Source organism: Nonomuraea sp. NPDC005650 (assembly GCF_040605375.1).
Classification (GTDB): domain Bacteria; phylum Actinomycetota; class Actinomycetes; order Streptosporangiales; family Streptosporangiaceae; genus Nonomuraea.
The window spans coordinates 343,564-363,685 of the sequence record NZ_JBEXCR010000005.1 but is presented as its reverse complement, the minus strand read 5'-3'; the positions used below and the strand labels follow the sequence as shown (position 1 = coordinate 363,685).

The following is a 20,122-nucleotide window of genomic DNA, read 5'->3' as shown; positions in this document are numbered from 1 at the left end:
GGGGCAACCAATGCCATACCCGGTCGAACCGATGCTGGCCGTACCTGGGGAACTGCCCTCCGATCGCGAGCGGTACGGGCTGGAGGTCAAGTGGGACGGCATCCGCGCCGTCGTCCATCTTGACGGCGGGCTGAGGGTGACCGGGCGGCACGGGGCCGAATACACGCGGAGGTATCCGGAAATATCGGGTTTCGGGATCAAGAACGCGATCATCGACGGCGAGGTCGTCGCGCTCGACAAGCGCGGCAGGCCCAGCTTCGAGCGGCTGCAGCACAGGATGCACCTGACCGACCCCGAGCCGGTCATGCTGGAGCTGTACCCCGTCACGTACATGCCGTTCGACCTGCTCTATCTCGACGGCATGCCGCTGTTCGACCTGCCCTACCGCGACCGGCGGGCGCTGCTCGACGAGCTGGACGTCGGCGCGCCCCCGTACTTCCCCGGTGACTCCGACCTGCTCACGGCCACGTCCGAGCAGGGCCTGGAGGGTGTGGTCGCCAAGCGGCTGGACTCGCCCTACCGGGCGGGCACCCGGTCCCCGTGGTGGATCAAGGTGAAGCACCTGCGTACCAGGGAGGTCGTGGTCGGCGGCTGGAAGCCCGGCAAGGGCCGCCGGGCGGGCGGGATCGGCTCGCTGGTGGTGGGGGTGTTCACCGACAGGGGGCTCACGTACGTGGGGCATGTGGGGACGGGGTTCACCGAGACCGTGCTCGACGAGCTCCACCGGCGGATGCGGCGGCTGGAGATCGCGCACAGCCCGTTCGGCAACGAGGTTCCGTGGCGAAATCGGTGGGTTAGGCCGGAGCTGGTCGGGGAGGTGGCCTACACGATGTGGACCGACGAACAGCGGCTGCGCCACCCCGTGTGGCGCGGACTGCGCGCCGACAAGCTCCCCTCGGAGGTGACGCTGTGAACAGCCCGGCGAAGGTGCAGGTCAAGGTCGACGGGCGAGCGCTGACGCTGAGCAACCTGGACAAGGTCCTCTACCCCGAGTACGGCTTCACCAAGGCCGAGGTCATCGACTACTACAGCCGCGTGGCCCCCGTGCTCCTCCCCCACCTCAGGGGCAGGCCGCTGACCGTCAAGCGCTACCCGAACGGCGTCGGCGGCCAGTCCTTCTTCGAGAAGAACGCCCCCGACCACACCCCGAGCTGGGTCAGGCGGGTCAAGCTCCCCGTCCCCGGCAGCACCAAGAACCGCGAGAGCATCGACTTCGCCGTCATCGAGGACCTGCCCACGCTCGTCTATTACGCCAACCTGGCCGCACTGGAGCTGCACGTTCCCCAGTGGCGCGTCAGCGCGGGCGGCGAGGCGCTGGCGCCCGACACGCTGGTGTTCGACCTCGATCCCGGCCCGCCCGCGACCGTCGTCGAGTGCTGCCGGGTGGCCCTCATGCTGCGCGAGGTGCTGGCCGCCGACGGGCTCACCGCCCACCCGAAGACCAGCGGGAGCAAGGGCATGCAGCTGTACGCCGACTGGGACCGCCGCGAGGAGCCCTCCGCGTACGCCAGGAGGCTGGCCCGGCTCCTGGAGAAAGAGCACCCCGAACAGGTCGTGAGTGTGATGACGAAGAAGGCCCGGCCTGGCAAGGTGTTCATCGACTGGAGCCAGAACAACCCGGCCAAGACCACCGTGGCGCCCTACTCGCTGCGGGCCAGGGAGCTGCCGACCGTCTCCACACCGCTGACGTGGACGGAGGTCGAGGGCTGCGAACGGCCCGACGAGCTGGTGTTCACGGCACACGACGTACTCGCCAGAGTGGAGAAGCGTGGCGACCTTTTCGGCCGGGCGTAGGCTGGTTGCGTCCACACCAAGAGGGGGACCAGAAGATGTCGGAGATGGACATACGCGGGGACGAGCTCTCCTATGGCCAGGATGAGGCGGAGCTGTCGATCGAGACGCCCGAGGCGGACGCCGCGGAGCAGCATTTCGAGATCCGCCAGAGTGCCGGAAGGCAGCGCGGCGAGCTGCCGCCCGACGTCGATCCCGCCGACGCCGCCGACCAGGACCGCGTGGTGGATCTCGACGACGACGAATATCGCTGAGTACGGCTCCGCGACGGCTCCAGGGCGACCGAGCATCGCCTCGCTCGGTGAGGCCATGATCAAGTCTCACTCGGTGAAGCCATGAACAGGCCTCACTCGGTGAGGCCATGAACAAGTCGCCTACCCGCACGTAGGATGTCCGCACAGCCCAGCCCGCTGAGAGACCTATGGAGACCCGCGTGACCGCAACCCCGGACGCTAAGCCCCGGGGCACCCGGCTGCCCCGACTCGCCCGCCGCCGGCAGCTCCTGAGCGCCGCGCAGGAAGTGTTCGTGGAGAACGGCTATCACGCGGCCGCCATGGACGAGATCGCCGATCGCGCGGGGGTCAGCAAGCCGGTGCTCTACCAGCACTTCCCCGGCAAGCTGGAGCTCTATCTGGCGCTGCTCGACCTCCACGTCGACGACATGGTCAACCGCTGCCGCGAGGCGCTGGCCTCCACCCACGAGAACAAACTCCGGGTGCAGGCCACGTTCAGCGCGTTCTTCGACTTCGTCTCCACGCAGGGCGAGGCGTTCCGGCTGGTGTTCGAGTCCGACCTGCGCAACGTCGCGCCGGTGCGGCAGCGCGTGGAGCGCTCGCTGCAGGAGTGCGCGGAGATGGTCAGCGTGCTCATCCAGGAGGACACCGGGTGCACCAGCGACGAGGCGCACCTGCTCGGCGTGGGGCTGGTCGGCATGGCCGAGGTGAGCGCCCGCTACTGGGTCACCCAGCACGGCTCGATCCCGAAGGACGCGGCCGAGCAACTGATGGCCCGACTGGCCTGGCGCGGCATCAGTGGTTTTCCGCGTACGGCATAACCCGTTCGCTAGGCGCGATCATTTGCGCCTTTCACGGCTGCGAGCCGCCACGATGGGAGTGAGCCAGCCCGTCGACTAGGGAGCCACGATGGAAATCAAGATCGGCGTACGCTCCGTACACCGCGAACTCGTTGTCGAGACCAGCCTCTCCGCCGAGCAGGTCGAAGAAGAGATCAGAAACGCGTTGTCGGTCGATCGTGGCGTGTTCGCCCTGACCGACGTGAAGGGCCGGCGGGTGGTGGTGCCGGTGGCCTCGCTCGGTTTCATCGAGATCGGCGAGGACGAGTCCCGGCCTGTCGGCTTCGGCGGCACCCTCTAGACGCCCCTGACCTGAGGGGTACGGCCCACCCGCCGTACCCCTCCGGGCTCATGCCCGCTGCCCCACCCCTCCGGGGTCAGCTGGGGTTAGAGGCCCATGGCGGCCATGCGTTTGTTGTGGGCTTCCGTCAACGTCGAGAAAAGTCGGGAAATGTCGGTGGCGCCCTCCCCCGACACCAGCAGCAGCGCCAGCTCGGGCCGTGCCGAGGCCACCTGCTGCCCCTGGCTCAGCGCCTCGCCGACGAGCCGCCGGGCCCACAGGGCCAGCCGACCGGCGGCGGCGGGTGAGGCTTCGATCCCGGCCCTGACCCGCTCGACCGCGAACTGCGAGCGCCCCTCGTCCACCAGCACCTCGTCCACCAGCTTGGCGATCGAGGGGTCAAGGTGCCTGGCCGCCTCGCGGTAGAAGTCGAGCGCGATGCCGTCCCCGACGTACGTCTTGACCAACGCCTGCAGCCAGTCGGCCGGCCTGGTCTGCGTGTGCCAGGCGTCCAGCGCGTCGACGAACGGCGACATCGCCTCCTCGGGATCGGCCACGAGCTCGGCCAGCTGGTCGCGCAGCAGGCGGAAATGGGCGTATTCGGTCACGGCCAGCTCACTCAGCGCCGCGCGGTCGGCCAGCGTGGGCGCCAGCGTGGCGGCGTCCTCCGTCATCCGCGCGTACGCGCTGAGCTCCGCATAGGCGAGCACACCGAGCAGGTCGACCACTCCTGGAGACTCCTTCATGAAAGGCAGCGTACTTCGATGAATCTTCGGGAACATACGCAAGCTCGGCCAGCGTTGTGGTATCGAGTACACTGCTCTGTGAAAGTGCGACCGCACTGTGTAAATTCGGGGGTTTCCCCCGACTACCCCCACTTCCGGGTGCGCGGTCGCTGATGACGCGAGAGGGCTGGCTCTACCGCGAGGACCCACGTAACGGGGGCTATTTTACGCCCGTCGGTCCCGGCAGGCCCGCCTTCATTTGAGAACTGAGGCAGGCCACGCTGACGACTTTCCGAGACCTCGGAGTCACACCTGAGATCGCCGATGCCCTCGAGACCGAGGGCATCGTCACACCGTTCCCCATCCAAGAGATGGCTCTCCCGCTCGCCCTGAGCGGCCAGGACCTCATCGGTCAGGCGCGCACGGGCACGGGCAAGACGTACGCGTTCGGCATCGCCATGCTGCAGAGCATCGGCAAGCCGCGCAAAAACCGCAAGAAGCCCCGCGGGCTGGTCGTCGTGCCGACCCGCGAGCTGGCCGTGCAGGTCAGCGAAGACCTCGTCACCGCCGCCGGCAAGCTCGGATCCCGGGTTCTGACGGTCTACGGCGGGCGCGCGTACGAGCCGCAGATCGAGGCGCTCAAGGCCGGTGTCGACGTCATCGTCGGCACTCCCGGACGTCTGCTCGACCTGGTCAAGCAGAAGCACCTCGACCTGAGCCAGATCACCACCCTCGTGCTCGACGAGGCCGACCGCATGCTCGACCTGGGCTTCCTGCCCGACGTAGAGCGGATCTTCAACCTGATCCCCGGTCAGCGGCAGACGATGCTGTTCTCGGCGACCATGCCGGGCGAGATCGTCACGCTGTCCAGGAAATACCTCAACCGTCCGACCCACGTACGCGCCGAGCACGAGACAGGCGAGGGCGAGACCACTCCGCAGGTCCGCCAGCTCGTGTGGCGCGCGCACCGGATGGACAAGATCGAAATCCTCGGGCGGCTGCTGCAGGCCGATGGCCGCGGGCTCACGATGGTCTTCTGCGAGACCAAGCGGGCCTGCGACATGGTCGCCGAACAGCTCGACACGCGCGGCTTCGCCGTGGCGGCCGTGCACGGCGACCTCGGCCAGGGCCAGCGCGAGCAGGCGCTGCGCGCCTTCCGCAACGGCAAGATCGACGTGCTGGTGGCCACCGACGTGGCGGCCCGCGGCATCGACATCGACGACGTCACCCACGTGGTCAACTACGACTGCCCCACGGACGACAAGACGTACGTGCACCGCATCGGCCGCACCGGCCGGGCCGGGCGCACGGGCATCTCGGTCACGTTCGTGGAGTGGGAGGAGCTGACCCGCTGGAAGATGATCAACCAGATGCTCGGGCTCGAGTTCGCCGAGCCCGAGGAGACCTACTCCACCTCGCCGCACGTCTACTCCGAGCTGAACATCCCCGAAGGCACCAAGGGCGTCCTGCCGCACGCGAGCCGTTCGCGTGCGGGGCTGTCCGCGGAGCGCATCGAGGACCTCGGGGAGACCGGCAGGGTTCGCGGTCGTGGCGCCCGTCGCCGCGACGAGCGCGAGGAGCGCCGCGAGGAGCGCCCTGCCCGTACGCCGCGCCAGCGCCGTCGCACCCGTGGCGGCAGGGAGCTGGCGGAGACCGCAGTCGTCGAGACTCCGGAGGTCGAGCTCGTGGATGCCAGGGCGGAGGAGACTCCCGCGATCTTCTCAACGGATGAGATCCAGGCGGCCGCCGAGCCGAAGCGGACGCGTACGCGGAGGGGGGCGGCTTCGACTGCCATCGAGCAGGCGCTCGCCGAGGCCCCCGAAGCACCCGTCAAGGCCACCCGGTCGCGGCGGGCCGCCGCCGCGGCTCCCGCGGCCGACACGGTCGACACGGTCGACACGGTCGAGGAGGCGCCGGCGAAGAGCACCCGCTCCCGCCGCACCGCCGCCGTCGCGGACCCGGCGCCCGTCGCCGAGGCCGCACCCGTTCCCGAGCCCGTCGCCGATCCGGCGCCGAGCTTCCTCGCGACGCCGCCTCCGCCGGTGCGCAAGGAGCAGGAGCGGATCGTCCCGCCGAGCCCGTTCTCGGTGATCTTCCAGTCGCCCGACCTGGCTTCGGACGACGACGACATCGCCCCGTCGGCGGCCTCGGAGCGCAAGCAGCAGCGCCGCCAGGCCCGCGGCGGGGGCGGCAACCGCCGCCGCACGGGCTGAGCACCGCCTGAGAGGCGCGCATCCGCATCGGGTGCGCGCCTCTTCGCGTTTGAGGCTCACGGCCCTTCTGGGGCGCTCTGAGGGCGCGCCCGGGGGTCTTCCGATTGCGGACGACTCACCGCAAGTCTGCCCAGCGTAATGCCCATAACGGTGTCGAGCCGCTGGCCTCTGGGTATTGTTGCCCCACGTGAGTACGCCGCGATTCCTCGATCTGCCTCCTGGCGTCGCACCACAGAAGATCGAAACGCCACAGGGCACGTTCGCGGTCCTGGAGGCCCTCCCGGTCAGTGGTGTGATTGAGCGCTGGCCCGCCCTCCTGATCCCCGGCCTGACAGGCAGCAAAGAGGACTTCCTCGCGGTGCTGATGACCCTGGCCCACTCCGGGCGCCGGGTGGTCGCCGTCGACCTGCGCGGCCAGTACGAGACACCGGGCCCCGACGACCCCGCCGCCTACACCTGCCCCGCGCTCGGCGCCGACGTCGACGCGCTCGCCCAGATCATCGGCGGCGGCGAAGCCGTCCACCTGGTGGGCCACTCGTTCGGCGGCCTCGTGGCCAGGGAGGCGGTGATCGACGGGCGCACGAGGTTCGCGTCGTTCACGCTGATGGGGTCCGGGCCCTCGGGCATCGAGGGCAAGCGGGCGGTCAACGGCCGGAAGATCATGGAAGAGGTGCAGGCGTTCGGGCTGGAGCACGTCTGGCACCACCGGCTGGAGCCCGAGGCGCTGTCCAACGACGTGTCCGACGAGATCCTGGCGTTCCTGCGCAGGCGCCTGCTCACCAACTCTCCGACCGGGCTGGCGTGCATGGCCGAGCAGGTGCTGAGCATGCACGACCGCACCGACGAGCTGCGCCAGATCGAGGTGCCCACCCTGGTGCTGTACGGCGAGCACGACGACGGGTGGCCGCCCGAGGAGCAGTCGGAGATGGCGGCCAGGCTCGGGGCCGAGTGCGTGGTCGTGCCCGGCGCCGTCCACTCGCCCGCCGTCGAGGCGCCGGAGACGACGGCGGCGGCGCTGGTGAGGTTCTGGAACGCGGCCGAGAAAACCCTCTTTGGACACTAGGTCCAATGCCATGTAATTCTTTACTTACTATGGCGAACATCGAAGACATCGTCGTCCAGCCCCCGCAGAGCGCGACCTGGCAGGTGCACCTCGACCGGTCGATGTGGGTGGGCGGCGTACGCGGTCTCATGCTGCAGGCGCTGCACCCGCTGGCCATGCGCGGCGTCTGGCAGAACTCCAACTTCCAGGAGGACCCGTTCGGCCGGCTGCGCCGCACGGCGGACTTCGTGGGGCGCGTGACGTTCGGCAGCCCGCGGGAGGCGGACGAGATCGGCCGGCGGGTGCGCGGCATCCACAAGGCGCTGCGCGTCCACGATCCCGACACCGGCCGGACCCACCGGGTGGACGACCCCGAGCTGCTGCTGTGGGTGCACTGCGCGGAGGTGTCGTCGTACCTGGAGGTGGCCAGGCGCGGCCGGCTGGGCCTCACCGAGCGCCAGGCCGACCGCTACCTGTTCGAGCAGCGCAGGAGCGCCACGTACGTCGGCCTGCACGCCGAGGACGTGCCCGGCTCGTGCGCGGAGATGGACGCCTACTTCAAGCAGGCGCGGCCCAGCCTGCGCGTCACGGAGGAGGCGGCCTCGACCGTGCGGTTCCTCATGTGGCCGAGGCTGCCGCACGAGCTCAGGCTCCTGTCCGCGGGCAAGCCCGCCTATTTCCCGTTCGGCGCGCTGTGTTACTACACGCTGCCGGACTGGGCCAGGCGGATGTACGGGGCGCTGCCGGAGGTGCCGCGCGCGACGGTCACGGCCGCGCTGAGGGCGTTCAGGCTGGGGATGAACTCGCTGCCCGAGCCGGTGCACGACCACGCGTTCATGCCGGCCACGAGGGAGATGCTGCGGGCCTCCAGGGAGCGTCTGGGAGCTGCGGGGTACGACGTGAGCAGGGGGCTCAAGGGCCTGACCGATCCCCGCCGGTGGCCGACGGCGCTGGCCGCTTGACCGGCAGGAGCGTGCCGGTCACCAGCACGACCGCCGACACGCCGGCCATCATCCATCCGCTGCCGCCCATGCCCCCGCCGTCGAACAGCACGCCGAGCAGAGTGGACGCGGTCGCGGCTCCCACATACCTGGACGACTGGAAGAACCCCACGGCGATCCCGGTCTCGCTCCTGCCTGCGTGCACGAAGACCAGCGAGTTGAGCCCGAACTGGCCGAGCGCCGAGGCCACCCCTAGCAGCGCCGCCGCCACCGGCACCAGCCACACGGGGCCGACGGCGGGGATCAGGCAGGAGCCGGTGAGCAGCAGCGCCGCGCTCGCCACCAGCACGACCCGCATCCCCACCCGCCTGGTCAGGGCCACCGCGACCGGCGTCATGACGATCGCCAGGCCGGACATGGGGAGCACCAGCAGGCCGGCGATGTGCGCGGGCAACCCGGCCGAGCGCTGCGCCCACAGCGGCACCACGAAGAACGCCGAGTAGAACACCACGTTGACCAGAGCGAACTGGCCGCAGGTGGCCAGCAGTCCGGGCCTGAGCCGGGGCAGCAGGGCCCGCTTCGCGCCGTCCACGCGGACCTTGGGCAGCCAGCGCAGCGCCACGGTGAGCGCGACCGCCGCGAGCGGGACGTTGACCAGGAAGATCGCCCGCCAGCCCCACAACGACACGAGGAATCCGCCGAGCACCGGACCGGCGGCGGCGCTGGCGGTGAGCACCATGGAGATCGTCGCGATCACGCGCGGCGGCGGCCTCCCGTCCTCGCCCGGCATCGCGGCCTGCACGATCGCCATCCCGGCGGGCATCGTCGCGCAGCTCCCGAACGCCTGCAGCAGCCTGATCACGACCAGCGCCGGGTACGAGGGGGCCAGCGCGGCCAGCACGCCCGTGACGGCCATCGTCACCAGGCCGGCGCAGAACACCAGCCTCGGGCCCAGCCTGTCGGCCAGCGTGCCCATCACGGGCGGGACGACGATGCCGGTCAGGTAGAACCCGGCGGCCAGCCACGTCACGGCGGCAATGCCCACGTGGAACTCGGCCTCGATGTGGGCCAGGGCCACGGCGATCATGGACGAGTTCAGGGGGTTGAACAGCGTGCCCAGCGCCACCGCCGCCGGTAACCGCCCGATAGGTGCCACTTTTCGGTCATAACCAGTGTTTCGCCGGAGAAACTGCGGGTCCCCTGGCAATGCGCATGGAAACGGCGCTGCCGTCCACGTCCACACGGCAGGTGGACGGCAGCGCCCGGGGCGAGCGGTCCCCTCCACCGCTCGCCACGACTGGTGGGATTACTCGGCGAGGCCGTCCCAGGAGTTGCGGTCGGGGGCGGCCGACCGGCCTTCCGGGCAGTGGCGGCGGAAGTCGCACCAGGAGCAGATCGGGCCGGGGCTCGGCGCGAACAGCTCGTCGACCTCATCCGGCACCGCCGCCGGACCGGCGGACTGGCGCTCTCCCGCGGCGGCGGCCTTCCGGGCGGATGGAGCCACGAGCGCGCGGTAGCGCTCGTCGGCCTCCGACGCCTCCGTCGCCACGTCCTCCGCTCGCCGTATGTGGCGGGCCAGCGACTCCTCCGTGTGCCGCCACTCCAGGATCTCGCCGGTCGGCAGGTGGTGGAGCTCGACCGTGCGGCAGGGCGCGCGCATCACCGTGGAGGCCGCGACCGCGTACACGGCCAGGGCGAGGGACGAGCGGGCGTCGTCCGGGGTGAGCGGCCGGCGGCCGGTCTTGTAGTCGACCACGACCAGCTCGTCACCGCGCCGGTCGAGCCGGTCGATGCGGCCGGAGACGGCGATGACCTTGGTACGGGTGGCGACCGTGCGCTCGACGCCCACCGGGTCGTCGCCGGGATCTAAGGTCGCGACGTATCCGGAGACGAGGTCGCGGGCCCGGCCCAGCCAGTGGGCCGACTGCTCGACGTCCCTGAACCCCTCGGCGATCCACCCGTTCGTGACCAGGATGGCGGCGGTCAGCGGGGTCCTGCGGTCGTACGGCTCCCGCCACCACCCCGCCAGCGCGTTGTGCACGCTCGCCCCGACGCTGTTGTGCGCCCACGCGGGGCCCTTGGACGGCTGCGGCCGGTCAAGGTAGCTGAACCGGTAGCGGCGGCGGCAGTCGAGCCACGCGTTCAACCGCGACGGCGTGCATGAGTAGAGCCGCCGCGGCATCCCGTCCAGCGGAAGCTGTCCCTGCGCTGTGTTCATGGCCTCCACTCCGTGGAGGCGGCTCGGTCGCCTTGGAGCCGCCGCCTTCCCTCGTCGCTCCGGTCGCTGCGCTCCCTCCGCTCCTCAGTCCAGGCGGCGGCGCTCCCTGCGCTGGCAAGCGTCACTCGTCGTCGTCGAGTTTGATCCCGGAGAGCTTGGTGCCGTCGGTGAGGGGGCCGTCGCCCGCGCTCTCCGTACGGGTCAGCGAGCCCGACACCCAGTCGTCGAAGTGCGGCTCGAGGTCGCCGATCGTGACCTCGTCGCCGTGGATGGCCAGCACCCGCGTGTCGGCCGGCAGCGTGAACAGCCGCCCGCCGATCGAGGTCAGCTGGTCGGGCAGGGCGGGATATTCGCCGCCCAGCTTGCCGGGCCCGTCGGCCTGCAGGGCCTTGCCGGTGAAGACGGCCCCGAGCGCCTCGCAGTAGAGCGACACGCCGCCGGGCGAGACGCCGGGCGTCTCCATGACGTCGAGCTGGACGCCGGCCACCTCGAAGATGCCGTCGTCCTCCATGTCGATGTCGGGCCAGGTCTCGCGCCAGGTCTCCCGCCACAGCGGCTTGTCCTTGGGGTGCAGGGCGACCACGGCCTCGTCTCTGCTGGCCACCTCGATGGCGGCCGCGACGTGGTCGGGCAGGCCCGCCGTGCAGATGACGGCCAGGATCTCCCGATCCTCGCCCACCTGTTCCAGGATCTTCTCGGCGTCGCGCGCCGGGTCGATGACGATCGCTTCCTCGTCGTCACCGATGATCCAGGTGTTGTTCTCGACCTTGTGCTCGGTGCCGTCGATGTCGACGACGCCCTCGGTCACCACTCGCTCGATACGCGCTGTCACGCCTCCGAACTCTAGCCCGTCTGCATGAGAGCGCGAATCGGGCGCGTGGAAGCGCTCAGTCCTCGAGCCGGGGAGAGAACGCCCCGAACGGCACATCCAGCTCGTGATCGCGCGCGTCCAGCAGCGACAGCTCGGCGAGCGCGATCATGCAGCCGGCGTCGGCCGGCCACGCGATGGTCCACAGCCAGTTGCCGAGCGCCTCGCCCGCGTAGACGGCCCGGTCGTCGGCGCCGTCCACGCACCACAGCGCGGTGGGATGCCCGAGCACGCCGATCTTGGCGTTCGGCGGCCCCGAGTCGAACCCCTCGCCCGGGTCGGGGCCGTCCAGCCCGGCGAACGCCGCGCCGAGCCCGATGCCCGGCTCCTCCGCGATGACGAGCAGATCGGCGGGGCCCTCCGTGAACGACGGCCCCGTGAGCGCGACCACGCTGGCCCGGGCGCCGGTGCGCTCGTCGCCGACCTCCGCGAATCCGGTCACCAGCCAGCCGGCGGGCAGCGGCCACGGCAGCCACACGGGCACCACGGAGCTCTTGCGGATGGCTTCCAGAGCCGTCCCGGTCGGCGGCCATGGAGGTTGATAGGGCAGGACATCACCGTGCGTGTCGCACCGGTAGGCGCTCGACCACACACTCGGCCCGTGAAGCGGGCCAAAGCACCGTGGACAGGTTGGAGCCGCTCTCACAACTACCCACGGTGCTTTCTCCGGCACCGGCCCGTCAAGGCCGCTTCCCGTTGTCCCGTCGTAATGTTGGTCATGTGCGCGTAAATTGTGTCGGCGCGATTATTTTCGACTCCTCTGACCGGTTGCTCCTCATCAAGCGCGGACGTCCGCCTGGCAAGGGGCTCTGGTCCATCCCCGGTGGCCGCCTGGAGCCCGGCGAGACCGACGCCGACGGCGTGCGGCGCGAGGTGCTGGAGGAGACGGGGCTACGCGTGGAGGTGGGCCGCCTGGCGGGCACGGTGGACCGCCCCGGCCTCGGCGGGGACACGTACGTGATCCGCGACTACCTGGCCGGCGTGGCGGGAGGCGTGCCCGTGGCCGGGGACGACGCCGACGAGGTGCGCTGGTGCGACCTGGACGAGCTGGCGCGGCTGCCGCTCGCCGAGGGACTTCTGGAGTCGCTCACCGGCTGGGGCGTGCTGCCCCGCTGAAAGCGGGGCAGCCCCAGGTCCTACCTGTTCGAGGTGAGGCTGGAGGTCCAGAGGATCAGGTGGTCGGCGTTGTACGTCGTGGACCGCCCGAGCGCCACGACCTCCGAGCCCATCACCGCCACGGCCGACAGCCACTGCGCGCCCTGGCCGGCCAGCCGGTCCTTCGTCAGCGCCATGCGGTTCCAGGACAGCCCGTCCTGCGAGGTCCAGGCCGCGCTGTCGCCCTCTCCCGGTACGCCGTGCCAGCCGACGGCCACCAGCCCCTCGTCCGCCGCGGCCAGGTCGTACACCGCCGCCGCCTGGTCCGTGGGCAGCCAGGCCGTCTGCCAGGTCGTGCCCTCGTCGTCGGAGACCGCCGCGAAGGCACGCCGCGAACCTCCCGACACGGCCGTGCCGACAGCCACCAGCTTGTCCTGATAAGTCGTGATCCGTCGGAGCCCGGCCGACGTGGCGTCCGGCGGGACGACCCGCTTGCGCGCGCTCCAGTTCACGCCGTCCGAGGAGTACCAGACCACGCTGTTCTCCTGGTCGGCCGCGCCGGAGCCGCCCACGGCCACGTAGCCGTCGCCGGTGGCGACGGCGTCGTAGATCCGCACCCCGGAGCCGCCCTGCGGCAGCTTCTTCGCCCTGGTGAACTTGCGCAGGTCGGGGGTGAACCACATGGCGGCGCTCGATGTGCCCATCTGGTCCTTGGCCTCGCCGGCCAGCACGTATCCCTTCTCGCCGGCCGTCACGACGTGGGTCTCCAGGTAGGGGGTGTTCGGGTCGCGGGCCAGGTCGCCGGTGACGTTCACCTTCTTCCAGCTCTCGCCGTCGGCGGAGGTGACGAGGAGGGGGTCGGTGACGGCCACGTTCGTCTCGGTGGCGCCGACGGCCAGCCAGCCGCGGCCGCCGTGCGCCACGTCCTCCAGCGTCTGCTTGCCGGGGCCGCCGAGGCTCATGGACTTCCAGCTCACCCAGTCCCTGATCGTCCACAGACCGGCGTCTCCCGAGGCCGAGCCGACGGCGACGTACCGGCCGGCGAAACCGGCCAGCGCGTTGGTCTCGCGCGCGATCCTGGTCAGGCCCTCGACCTGGCCGAGCTGGACGCGCGAGGCGCTGCCGCGCGGGGGCGCGGCCATGAGCACGAGCTGGTTGTCGACGTCGGACACCGCCTGGTCGCCGCCGGCGAACAGGGTGCCGCCGTCGCCGACCGTGAACCCGCGCAGCGTCGCGCCCGGCAGGTTGCCGAGGTCGGCCCGCTTGGTCCACGAGCGCCCGTCGGCGCTGGTCAGCACCGAGTAGCGGCCCAGGCCGGCCTGCGTGATCGCCGCGATGCCCGAGGGGGAGGAGACCAGCGTCTCCACGCCCGTGCTCTCGCCGCTCAGGCCGCCGATGGAGCCGCACTGCGACCACTGCGCCCCGGTCGGCGAGCAGTAGACGCGCAGGTCGCCCGTGAACGTGGGGAAGCGCGTCGGCACCAGCACGAACCTCTTGGGCGACACGGCCACCATCCCGGTGTGCGGCGCGACCTGGGGCAGCTGGAACTCCGTCGCCTGCCAGTCGCGCCCGCCGTCCGCCGATCGGAGCACCCGCGATCCCTCGCCGACCGCGGGGGCTCCGATGGCGACGACCGTGTCGCCCTTGGCGACCACCGCCTTGATCTCGCGTACCTCCAGCTCCCGGGTCTCGGCCCGCTCCCAGGTCCGGCCGTCGGCGGAGCGCCAGGCCGCGGGGCCCATGCCGCCGTCGTCGCCCGTCGTGCGACCCACGGCCACGAAGCCGGACGCGGTCCTGGCAATGTCGTTGATCTGGTCACCGGGCTTGAACGCGGCCAGCCCCGCCGCCTCCACCGCCGTCCAGCTGAACCCGTCGGTGCTGGTCCACAGGCCGCGCTCGCCGGACACGCCGTCGCCGCTGCTGGCCAGCCAGCGCCCGCCGCCGCCGACGACCCGCTGAACCGTGGGGGTGGAGGCGCCGTTCACCTGGCCGAGCTGCCAGGTCTTGCCTCCGTCCGGCGAGAACAGGAAGAGGGGGCGCGGGGTCGGGTTCGTCGTGTCGCTGCCGACCGCCACGACCGCGCGGCCCACGGAGGTCATGTCGTTGAGCTTCTGGTTCGTGCCCTCGCCCGCGGCCGGCACGGTGAACAGCTCGTCGCCCGAGCGCCCCGTGCCCGCCTCCAGCCGCAGCCCCGAGGGCTCGTCCGTGGTCCACTGCCATACGAGCACGCCCGCGGCCACCAGGATCGCCACGGCCAGGGTCAGGGCCACGGGGGTGGACCTGTTGCGGCTGCGTACGGGGCTGGACCTGCGCACGGCAGCCGGGGCGGGGCCTCGGTGGTGCCGGCCGCTCGACCCCTGCGGGCGCGCCGTGTCGGCGGCGACGAGGAGGTCCGGCCTCGTGGGGCGGCCCGCCGGCGGGCGGCCGACGCGCCGGACCTCGGGCTCGCCGTCCTCGTCTCCGGGGGTTTCGTCGTACCCGACCGGCTCCTCGTCCTGCTCGGGGCCCGGCTCCTCCTCCACGGGCGCGGGCGGCTCGGCGCGTTCCGGGACGGGATACACCAGCCGGTACGGCGGCGCGGGCCGGGACGAGCGCCGCTCCTCGGCAGGCGCGGCCTCCGCGTCCGGCTCGGACCGCTCGGGCGCCTCCTGCGGCGGATGGAGCGGGGCGCCCGCGACGAGCCGGTCCGGGCGGTTGACGACGCGGCGGGGGCGGCGGCGCAGCTCGACCTCGGGCTCGGCCGTCGGCGAGCTGTACGGCCGGCGCCCCTTGGGCAGCTCCTGCGGTTCGTCGTCCGGGACGGGGGCGGCGAACGGCGGCATGCCCCACGGCGAGGTCAGCGGTAAACCCCTGGCCCGATCGTCGGTGGGGCCGGGCGGCGAATGGCTGATCCTCGGCTCTTCGGAGGAATGCGATTCTGAGGCGCCCTCGGGACGCGGTTCGTCGTCACCCGTCGGTCGCCGTGGCGGTTCGCTGGGGCCGGAGGCCACGCGCCGTACCTCCTATGGGGTCGAACTTCGTACGGGTGGAAGCAGGACCGCTGGTCCGTTCCACAGGACCAGACCAGCATGACTCAGCCGGAATAGCGAGACCTCTCTAGCGAGATTCCCGGCACCCTAGGACCGATTTATTTAGAAATAGTGCTAATTGACCGTTTTTTGGCTAGATACAACACACCAAACGCATACACCCCGAGCTGCACCAGCGTCCCGGACAACGCCTGCCACGGCACCGGCACCTTCCCCTGGTTCAGCGCGTCCTCCAGATGCCCGGCCGCGGCGGCCTGCCCGAAGGCCAGCAGGTTGTTCAGCACGTGCAGCGAGATCGCCGCCTCCAGCCCCCCGGTACGCACCGCGAGGAAGCCCATGACGACCCCGAAGCCGAACACGTCCACCAGGCCCGCCCACGAATACCCGTGCAACGACATGAACACCGCGGACCCGATCACGATGGACCAGACCGGGTTCCGCACGTGCGCCCCGACCGCCTGCACGAACCAGCCGCGGAACATGTACTCCTCGGCGGCCGCCTGGAACGGCACCAGCAGCACGATCACGATGAGCGGCGGCAGGAACACCGACCACCCGGCCCAGCCGAACAGGTCGGCGTTCTCGCCGGAGGCCGACAGCGCGAGCGCCTGCACGCCCTGCCCCAGCACCAGGGCCAGCACCGCCACGCCCGCGCAGCTCAGCATCCAGCGCCAGCGCAGCCGCCCGGCCACCGACGAGAGCGTGCCGGGGCGCCTGCGCTGGACGAACGCGGCGGTGCCGTACACGAGAAGCAGCGCGGGCGCGAGCGCCATCAACACCACGACCAGCGAGAACACCGGATCGCCGAACAGTTGCCCCTCGGACTGCAGCGGCGCGGGGATCCCGAGGACCATCGACATGACCACGCCGGCCCACACGACCACCACGTTGATCACGACGAACCCGACAGCCACGATCAGCGTGCCCACGATCGCCCGCCACGGCCGGGCGACGGCGTTCCTGGCCAGGTGGTCGTAGCGGGCCCCGCTCGGCGTCGGCAGGAACCAGGACGGCGGCTGATACGGGTAGACCGGCGGCTGCGTGCCGTGGACGGGCGGTTGGTGCCCTGGATTTTCCTGCATCCATCTATTCTGTCCGCGCGATGCGCAATAGTTCACAGACGGTCCACCTATTTAGGCGGATGCTCGGAGGCGTACGGCATTTCGACCCTGGGAGCAGTCCATGTCAAGGCTGGGACCTGTCATCACCCTCGCGGCGGGAGCAGTGCTCGCCGTGGGGCTGGGTGTCGCCAGCGTAACCGCGACACCGGCGGCCGACGAGGCCGCCAGCACCGCCGCGGAGGCACCGCCGGCGGACAAGACCACCGCGGCCCCGTCACGTTCGTCCGAGGCCGAGGCTGAGGCCGAGGCCACGCCCTCGCCGCAGCGGACGGAGCCGAAGAAGATCGCGAAGGCGGACTACGGAGGCTACGTCAAGGGCAACGGCGGCCTCATCGCGATCTCGATCAGAGACGGCAAGGCCGTCGCCTACTTCTGCGACGGCAAGGCGGAGGCCTGGTTCAAGGGCAGCGAGTCCGACGGCGAGCTGCGGCTGACCGGCCTCGGCAGCGCCAAGGTCACCGCCGACCTGGGCGACGGCCGGGCCAAGGGCTCGGTCGCGGTCGGCGGCAGGAAGTGGACCTTCGACGCGGCCACGGTGGTCAAGCCGTCGGGCCTCTACCGCGCCACCGCGCTCGTCAGGGGCGCCAAGATCCGGGCCGGCTGGATCGTGCTGAAGAGCCCGCAGGGCGGCTACACGCAGGTCGGCGCCGCGTTCGAGGGCGACACGCAGGTGCCGATCCCCCAACTGCCGAGTGACCGGCCGACGGCGCCCGTGACCGTCGGCGACACCACTGTCTACCCGAAGGACGTGGACGGCTTCATCGAGGAGATGCAATGACCGCCATACACCCGCAGTCCCGCGGCCTGACCCCTCTCCTCGTGCCGCTGCTGGCCGGCGGCCTGGCGGCGCTCGCGCTCGGCGTCTACGGGCGCGTGCACACCCCCACCGGGTTCGCCGTGGGCGTGGCCGGGTTCTCCGGCGCGCTGCCGATGAAGGCGTGGCTGACGACGGGGGCGTTCCTGCTCGCGATCGTGCAGGTCGTCTCCGCCATGTCGATGTGGGGCAGGCTCGGGATCGACATCCCGCCCGCCGTGCACCGCTGGTCGGGGCGGATCGCGTTCCTGCTCACGATCCCCGTCGCCTTCCACTGCCTCTACGCCCTGGGCCTGCAGTACGACGTGCCGCGGGTGCTCGCGCACTCGCTGCTCGGCTGCTTCTTCTACGGCGTGTTCACGGCGAAGATGCTGGCCCTGCCCAAGCGCGACGCGCCCGGCTGGACGCTGCCGGTGCTCGGCGGGCTGGCGTTCACCGCGCTGGTCGGGCTCTGGCTGACGTCGTCGTTCTGGTTCTTCACCGCCATCGGGATCAAGGTGTGAAGCTCTTCGTACGGCTCAGCCCGGCGGCCCGCCCCTTGGCCGCCACGACGAGCGCCATCTTGCGCGAGGCCTCGTCGATCATCTCGTCACCCAGCATGGCCGCGCCGCGCTTCTCGACCGAGGTGTAGTACTCGTACGCCTCCAAGATGAGCTCGGCGTGGTCATAGTCCTCCTGCGCCGGCGAGAAGACCTCGTTGGCCGCGTCCACCTGGGAGGGATGCAGCACCCACTTGCCGTCGAACCCGAGGGCCGCCGACCTCCTGGCGGCCCGCCTGAAGCCCTCGACGTCCTTGATCTGCAGGTAGGGCCCGTCGATGACCTGCAGATCGTGCGTCCTGGCCGCCATGAGCAGCCGCATGAGGATGTAGTGGTAGGCGTCGCCCTCGACGTAGCCGGGCGGCTGCTCGCCGACGACGAGCGTACGCATGTTGATCGACGCCATGAAGTCCGCCGGCCCGAAGACCAGCGTCTCCAGGCGCTTGGACGAGCCGGCGATGGCGTCGGCGTTGACCAGGCCCCGGGCGTTCTCGATCTGCGCCTCGATGCCGATGCGGCCCACCTCGTAGCCCATGGTCTTCTCGATCTGGGTGAGCAGCGTGTCGAGCCAGACGACCTCGGTCGGGTCCTGCACCTTGGGCAGGATCAGGCAGTCGAGGAACTCCCCCGCCCCCTCGACGACCTCGATCACGTCCCGGTACGTCCACTGCGTCGTGAGGTCGTTGACCCTGACCACGCGCGTCTTGCCGGACCAGTCGCCCTCGCGCAGCGCGGTCACGACGTTCTTTCGCGCCTCCTCCTTGGCCAGCGGCGCGACGGCGTCCTCCAGGTCGAGGAAGACCTCGTCGACGGGCAGGGTCTGGGCCTTCTCCAGGAACCTGGGGTTGCTGCCTGGCACGGCGAGCACGGAACGGCGTGAGCGCATGCGCACACGCTACTCGGGTGTTCGCCCCTGGACGGACTACAGTCGAAGCTGTGAGCGACGACACCGCGGCCATCGAGGAGGGCGCCAAGAAGTCCGGCATCCTCTGGCTCACCCTCGACCGCCCCCGCCTGGCCTGGCACACCTGGCACGACGGCGCGATCTACCTGGTGACGGGCGGCGGGGAGCAGGCGTTGCCCGGCCTCGACGCGCTCGACCGGGTCCGCGTCACCCTGCGCAGCAAGGACAACGGCGCCCGGCTGGTGGAGTTCGACGCCGCGGTCGCGGTGGTCGACCAGGCCGCGGCGGCCGACGCCGTGGCCGCGCTGGCCAAGGATCGCCTCAACGCCCCCGACAGCGAGCGTCTCACCGAGCGCTGGGCCCGCGACTCCACTGTCGTCCGCCTCACCCCCGCCTGAGCCGCTCGACCGCCCGGAGGGCTCCGGCACCGTCTGGAGGAATCAGCTCCTGGCGGTGACGGGCTCCGCGTCGAGCTCCGGCACGGGTGCCGGTTGGGGGCTCGACGTCGCCGTCTGGGCCAGGAGCGCGCCGGACAGCACGAGCAGGCCGCCCACGATCTGGAAGAAGCCCAGCGTCTCGCCGACCAGGGCCCAGGCCACCACCGCGCCGCCGATGACCTCGAGCGAGGCGACCGTGGCCCCCACCGCGGCCGACAACCGCCGCACGGCGTTCACCCCCAGGATGTACGCCGTCACGGTCGCGATCAGCACCATCCACAGGTACGCGCCCAGCACCGGCAGCGTCCGGCCGCCGTCCGGCGCGACGGTGGCCGTGAAGGCCGCCCACGGGATGTCCCACGGCCGGGCGAACGGGATCAGCACCACGGCCGCCCCCGTCATCCCCCAGGCGATGAGCCCGAGCGGGTCCACGTCGTCGCCGAAGCTATCGTTCATCAGGAAATATCCGGCGCAGCACGCCCCGGCCAGCAGGCCGAGCAGCAGGCCGAGCGCGTCCAGCCGCATCCCCTGCCACGCCTCGACCACGATCCCGAGGCCCACGACCGCGGCGACCGCCCCGATGTAGGCCGCCGGCGCGAGCCGCACCTTCCGTACGAACCGCACCCAGGCCACCACCATCACCGGCGCCATGAACTCCAGCAGCAGCGCGACCCCCACCGGCAGCCGCGTGATCGCCACGAAGTACAGCGACTGCACCCCGGCCACCGCCATCACCGCATACAGCCCGAAGAACGGCAGCCTGGACCTGGGGATCCGCAGCGCCCTCGGCTTCACCACGGCGAGCACGGCCAGCAGCAGCAGCCCCGCACCCGCCATGCGCGTCCAGACGGCCTCGATCGGCGCCAGCCCGGCGGCGATCAGGTATTTGGCCATCGGCCCCGAGAACGCGAAACACCACGAGGACACGAAAGCGAGCCCGAGCCCCGCGTATCTCATTGCCCACCACCTGGCCAGTAATCACCGTTAAGAACGTTTGATACTGACATGTGAGGCGTCCAGGGCGCAATGGGGC

21 protein-coding genes are annotated in these 20,122 nt (G+C 71.0%); 12 read left to right on the top strand and 9 right to left on the bottom strand.

Annotation, left to right across the window (positions count from 1 at the left end; translation table 11 throughout):
* Positions 1-10: 10 nt before the first annotated feature.
* From ligD (ABZS69_RS11455) to ABZS69_RS11435, 5 genes are all read left to right on the top strand, one after another.
* A complete protein-coding gene (gene ligD / locus ABZS69_RS11455; RefSeq protein ID WP_355369756.1) occupies positions 11-913 on the top strand; it encodes a non-homologous end-joining DNA ligase in 903 nt (300 codons plus the stop codon).
* Positions 910-1,794 (top strand): non-homologous end-joining DNA ligase, encoded by an 885-nt coding sequence (ligD, locus tag ABZS69_RS11450; RefSeq protein WP_355369754.1) that lies wholly within the window; start codon positions 910-912, stop codon positions 1,792-1,794. The genes ligD (ABZS69_RS11455) and ligD (ABZS69_RS11450) overlap by 4 nt, the downstream gene beginning before the upstream one ends.
* A gap of 35 nt (positions 1,795-1,829) precedes the next feature.
* Positions 1,830-2,045, top strand: a complete 216-nt coding sequence (locus tag ABZS69_RS11445; protein ID WP_355369752.1) for a hypothetical protein — start codon at positions 1,830-1,832, stop codon at positions 2,043-2,045.
* A gap of 179 nt (positions 2,046-2,224) precedes the next feature.
* Positions 2,225-2,845: a TetR/AcrR family transcriptional regulator gene (locus ABZS69_RS11440; RefSeq protein ID WP_313043020.1), complete on the top strand. Its 621-nt coding sequence runs from the start codon at positions 2,225-2,227 to the stop codon at positions 2,843-2,845.
* An 88-nt stretch (positions 2,846-2,933) separates the two neighbouring features.
* A complete protein-coding gene (locus tag ABZS69_RS11435) occupies positions 2,934-3,164 on the top strand; it encodes a DUF3107 domain-containing protein (RefSeq protein WP_355369750.1) in 231 nt (76 codons plus the stop codon).
* 86 nt (positions 3,165-3,250) lie between these two features.
* Here the strand turns inward: ABZS69_RS11435 and ABZS69_RS11430 are convergent, their stop codons facing one another.
* A complete protein-coding gene (locus tag ABZS69_RS11430; RefSeq protein WP_355369748.1) occupies positions 3,251-3,889 on the bottom strand; it encodes a ferritin-like fold-containing protein in 639 nt (212 codons plus the stop codon).
* A gap of 350 nt (positions 3,890-4,239) precedes the next feature.
* On the opposite strand from ABZS69_RS11430, the gene ABZS69_RS11425 reads away from it, so the two are divergent.
* The 3 genes from ABZS69_RS11425 to ABZS69_RS11415 all read left to right on the top strand — a co-directional run bounded on the left by ABZS69_RS11425 (position 4,240) and on the right by ABZS69_RS11415 (position 8,085).
* Complete coding sequence (locus ABZS69_RS11425) at positions 4,240-6,081, top strand: DEAD/DEAH box helicase (protein ID WP_355369746.1); 1,842 nt, start codon at positions 4,240-4,242, stop codon at positions 6,079-6,081.
* 187 nt (positions 6,082-6,268) lie between these two features.
* Positions 6,269-7,144 carry an alpha/beta hydrolase gene (locus ABZS69_RS11420; RefSeq protein ID WP_355369744.1) on the top strand — a complete coding sequence of 292 codons (876 nt, stop codon included), beginning with the start codon at positions 6,269-6,271 and terminating at the stop codon, positions 7,142-7,144.
* Positions 7,145-7,173: 29 nt separating this feature from the next.
* Positions 7,174-8,085, top strand: coding sequence for an oxygenase MpaB family protein (locus ABZS69_RS11415; RefSeq protein ID WP_355369742.1), 912 nt, complete (start codon positions 7,174-7,176; stop codon positions 8,083-8,085).
* Here the strand turns inward: ABZS69_RS11415 and ABZS69_RS11410 are convergent.
* The 4 genes from ABZS69_RS11410 to ABZS69_RS11395 form a co-directional block, all read right to left on the bottom strand.
* Positions 8,036-9,220, bottom strand: coding sequence for an MFS transporter (locus tag ABZS69_RS11410; protein WP_355369740.1), 1,185 nt, complete (start codon positions 9,218-9,220; stop codon positions 8,036-8,038). The two genes, ABZS69_RS11415 and ABZS69_RS11410, sit on opposite strands and share 50 nt — an antisense overlap.
* A 150-nt stretch (positions 9,221-9,370) precedes the next feature.
* Entirely contained in the window at positions 9,371-10,282 is a 912-nt protein-coding gene (locus ABZS69_RS11405; protein ID WP_355369738.1) for a PD-(D/E)XK nuclease family protein, read from the bottom strand.
* A 121-nt stretch (positions 10,283-10,403) separates the two neighbouring features.
* On the bottom strand, positions 10,404-11,114 hold the full coding sequence (locus ABZS69_RS11400) for an MBL fold metallo-hydrolase (RefSeq protein WP_355369736.1): 711 nt from the start codon (positions 11,112-11,114) through the stop codon (positions 10,404-10,406).
* A 55-nt stretch (positions 11,115-11,169) separates the two neighbouring features.
* A complete protein-coding gene (locus ABZS69_RS11395; RefSeq protein WP_355369734.1) occupies positions 11,170-11,796 on the bottom strand; it encodes a DUF6758 family protein in 627 nt (208 codons plus the stop codon).
* A 74-nt stretch (positions 11,797-11,870) separates the two neighbouring features.
* On the opposite strand from ABZS69_RS11395, the gene ABZS69_RS11390 reads away from it, so the two are divergent.
* Entirely contained in the window at positions 11,871-12,266 is a 396-nt protein-coding gene (locus ABZS69_RS11390) for an NUDIX hydrolase (protein ID WP_355369732.1), read from the top strand.
* Between the two features lie 20 nt (positions 12,267-12,286).
* Here ABZS69_RS11390 and ABZS69_RS11385 read toward each other — a convergent pair whose 3' ends face one another.
* Together ABZS69_RS11385 and ABZS69_RS11380 are read right to left on the bottom strand one after the other, a co-directional pair.
* Positions 12,287-15,067, bottom strand: a complete 2,781-nt coding sequence (locus ABZS69_RS11385; RefSeq protein ID WP_355369730.1) for a hypothetical protein — start codon at positions 15,065-15,067, stop codon at positions 12,287-12,289.
* A 305-nt stretch (positions 15,068-15,372) separates the two neighbouring features.
* Positions 15,373-16,356: a CPBP family intramembrane glutamic endopeptidase gene (locus tag ABZS69_RS11380; protein WP_355369728.1), complete on the bottom strand. Its 984-nt coding sequence runs from the start codon at positions 16,354-16,356 to the stop codon at positions 15,373-15,375.
* 100 nt (positions 16,357-16,456) lie between these two features.
* On the opposite strand from ABZS69_RS11380, the gene ABZS69_RS11375 reads away from it, so the two are divergent.
* Together ABZS69_RS11375 and ABZS69_RS11370 are read left to right on the top strand one after the other, a co-directional pair.
* The gene (locus ABZS69_RS11375; RefSeq protein ID WP_355369726.1) at positions 16,457-17,173 is read left to right on the top strand and encodes a hypothetical protein; all 717 of its coding nucleotides are present in this window, start codon (positions 16,457-16,459) and stop codon (positions 17,171-17,173) included.
* On the top strand, positions 17,170-17,712 hold the full coding sequence (locus ABZS69_RS11370; RefSeq protein WP_355369724.1) for a DUF6529 family protein: 543 nt from the start codon (positions 17,170-17,172) through the stop codon (positions 17,710-17,712). The genes ABZS69_RS11375 and ABZS69_RS11370 overlap by 4 nt, the downstream gene beginning before the upstream one ends.
* Here the strand turns inward: ABZS69_RS11370 and ABZS69_RS11365 are convergent.
* Positions 17,702-18,634, bottom strand: a complete 933-nt coding sequence (locus tag ABZS69_RS11365) for a CoA ester lyase (protein ID WP_355369722.1) — start codon at positions 18,632-18,634, stop codon at positions 17,702-17,704. The genes ABZS69_RS11370 and ABZS69_RS11365 overlap by 11 nt on opposite strands.
* Positions 18,635-18,684: 50 nt before the next feature.
* Between ABZS69_RS11365 and ABZS69_RS11360 the strand changes: the two genes are divergently transcribed.
* Positions 18,685-19,050, top strand: a complete 366-nt coding sequence (locus ABZS69_RS11360; protein ID WP_355369720.1) for a hypothetical protein — start codon at positions 18,685-18,687, stop codon at positions 19,048-19,050.
* 42 nt (positions 19,051-19,092) lie between these two features.
* On the opposite strand, the gene ABZS69_RS11355 is transcribed toward ABZS69_RS11360, so the two are convergent.
* Positions 19,093-20,046, bottom strand: coding sequence for an EamA family transporter (locus ABZS69_RS11355; RefSeq protein WP_355369718.1), 954 nt, complete (start codon positions 20,044-20,046; stop codon positions 19,093-19,095).
* Between the last annotated feature and the right edge of the window lie 76 nt (positions 20,047-20,122).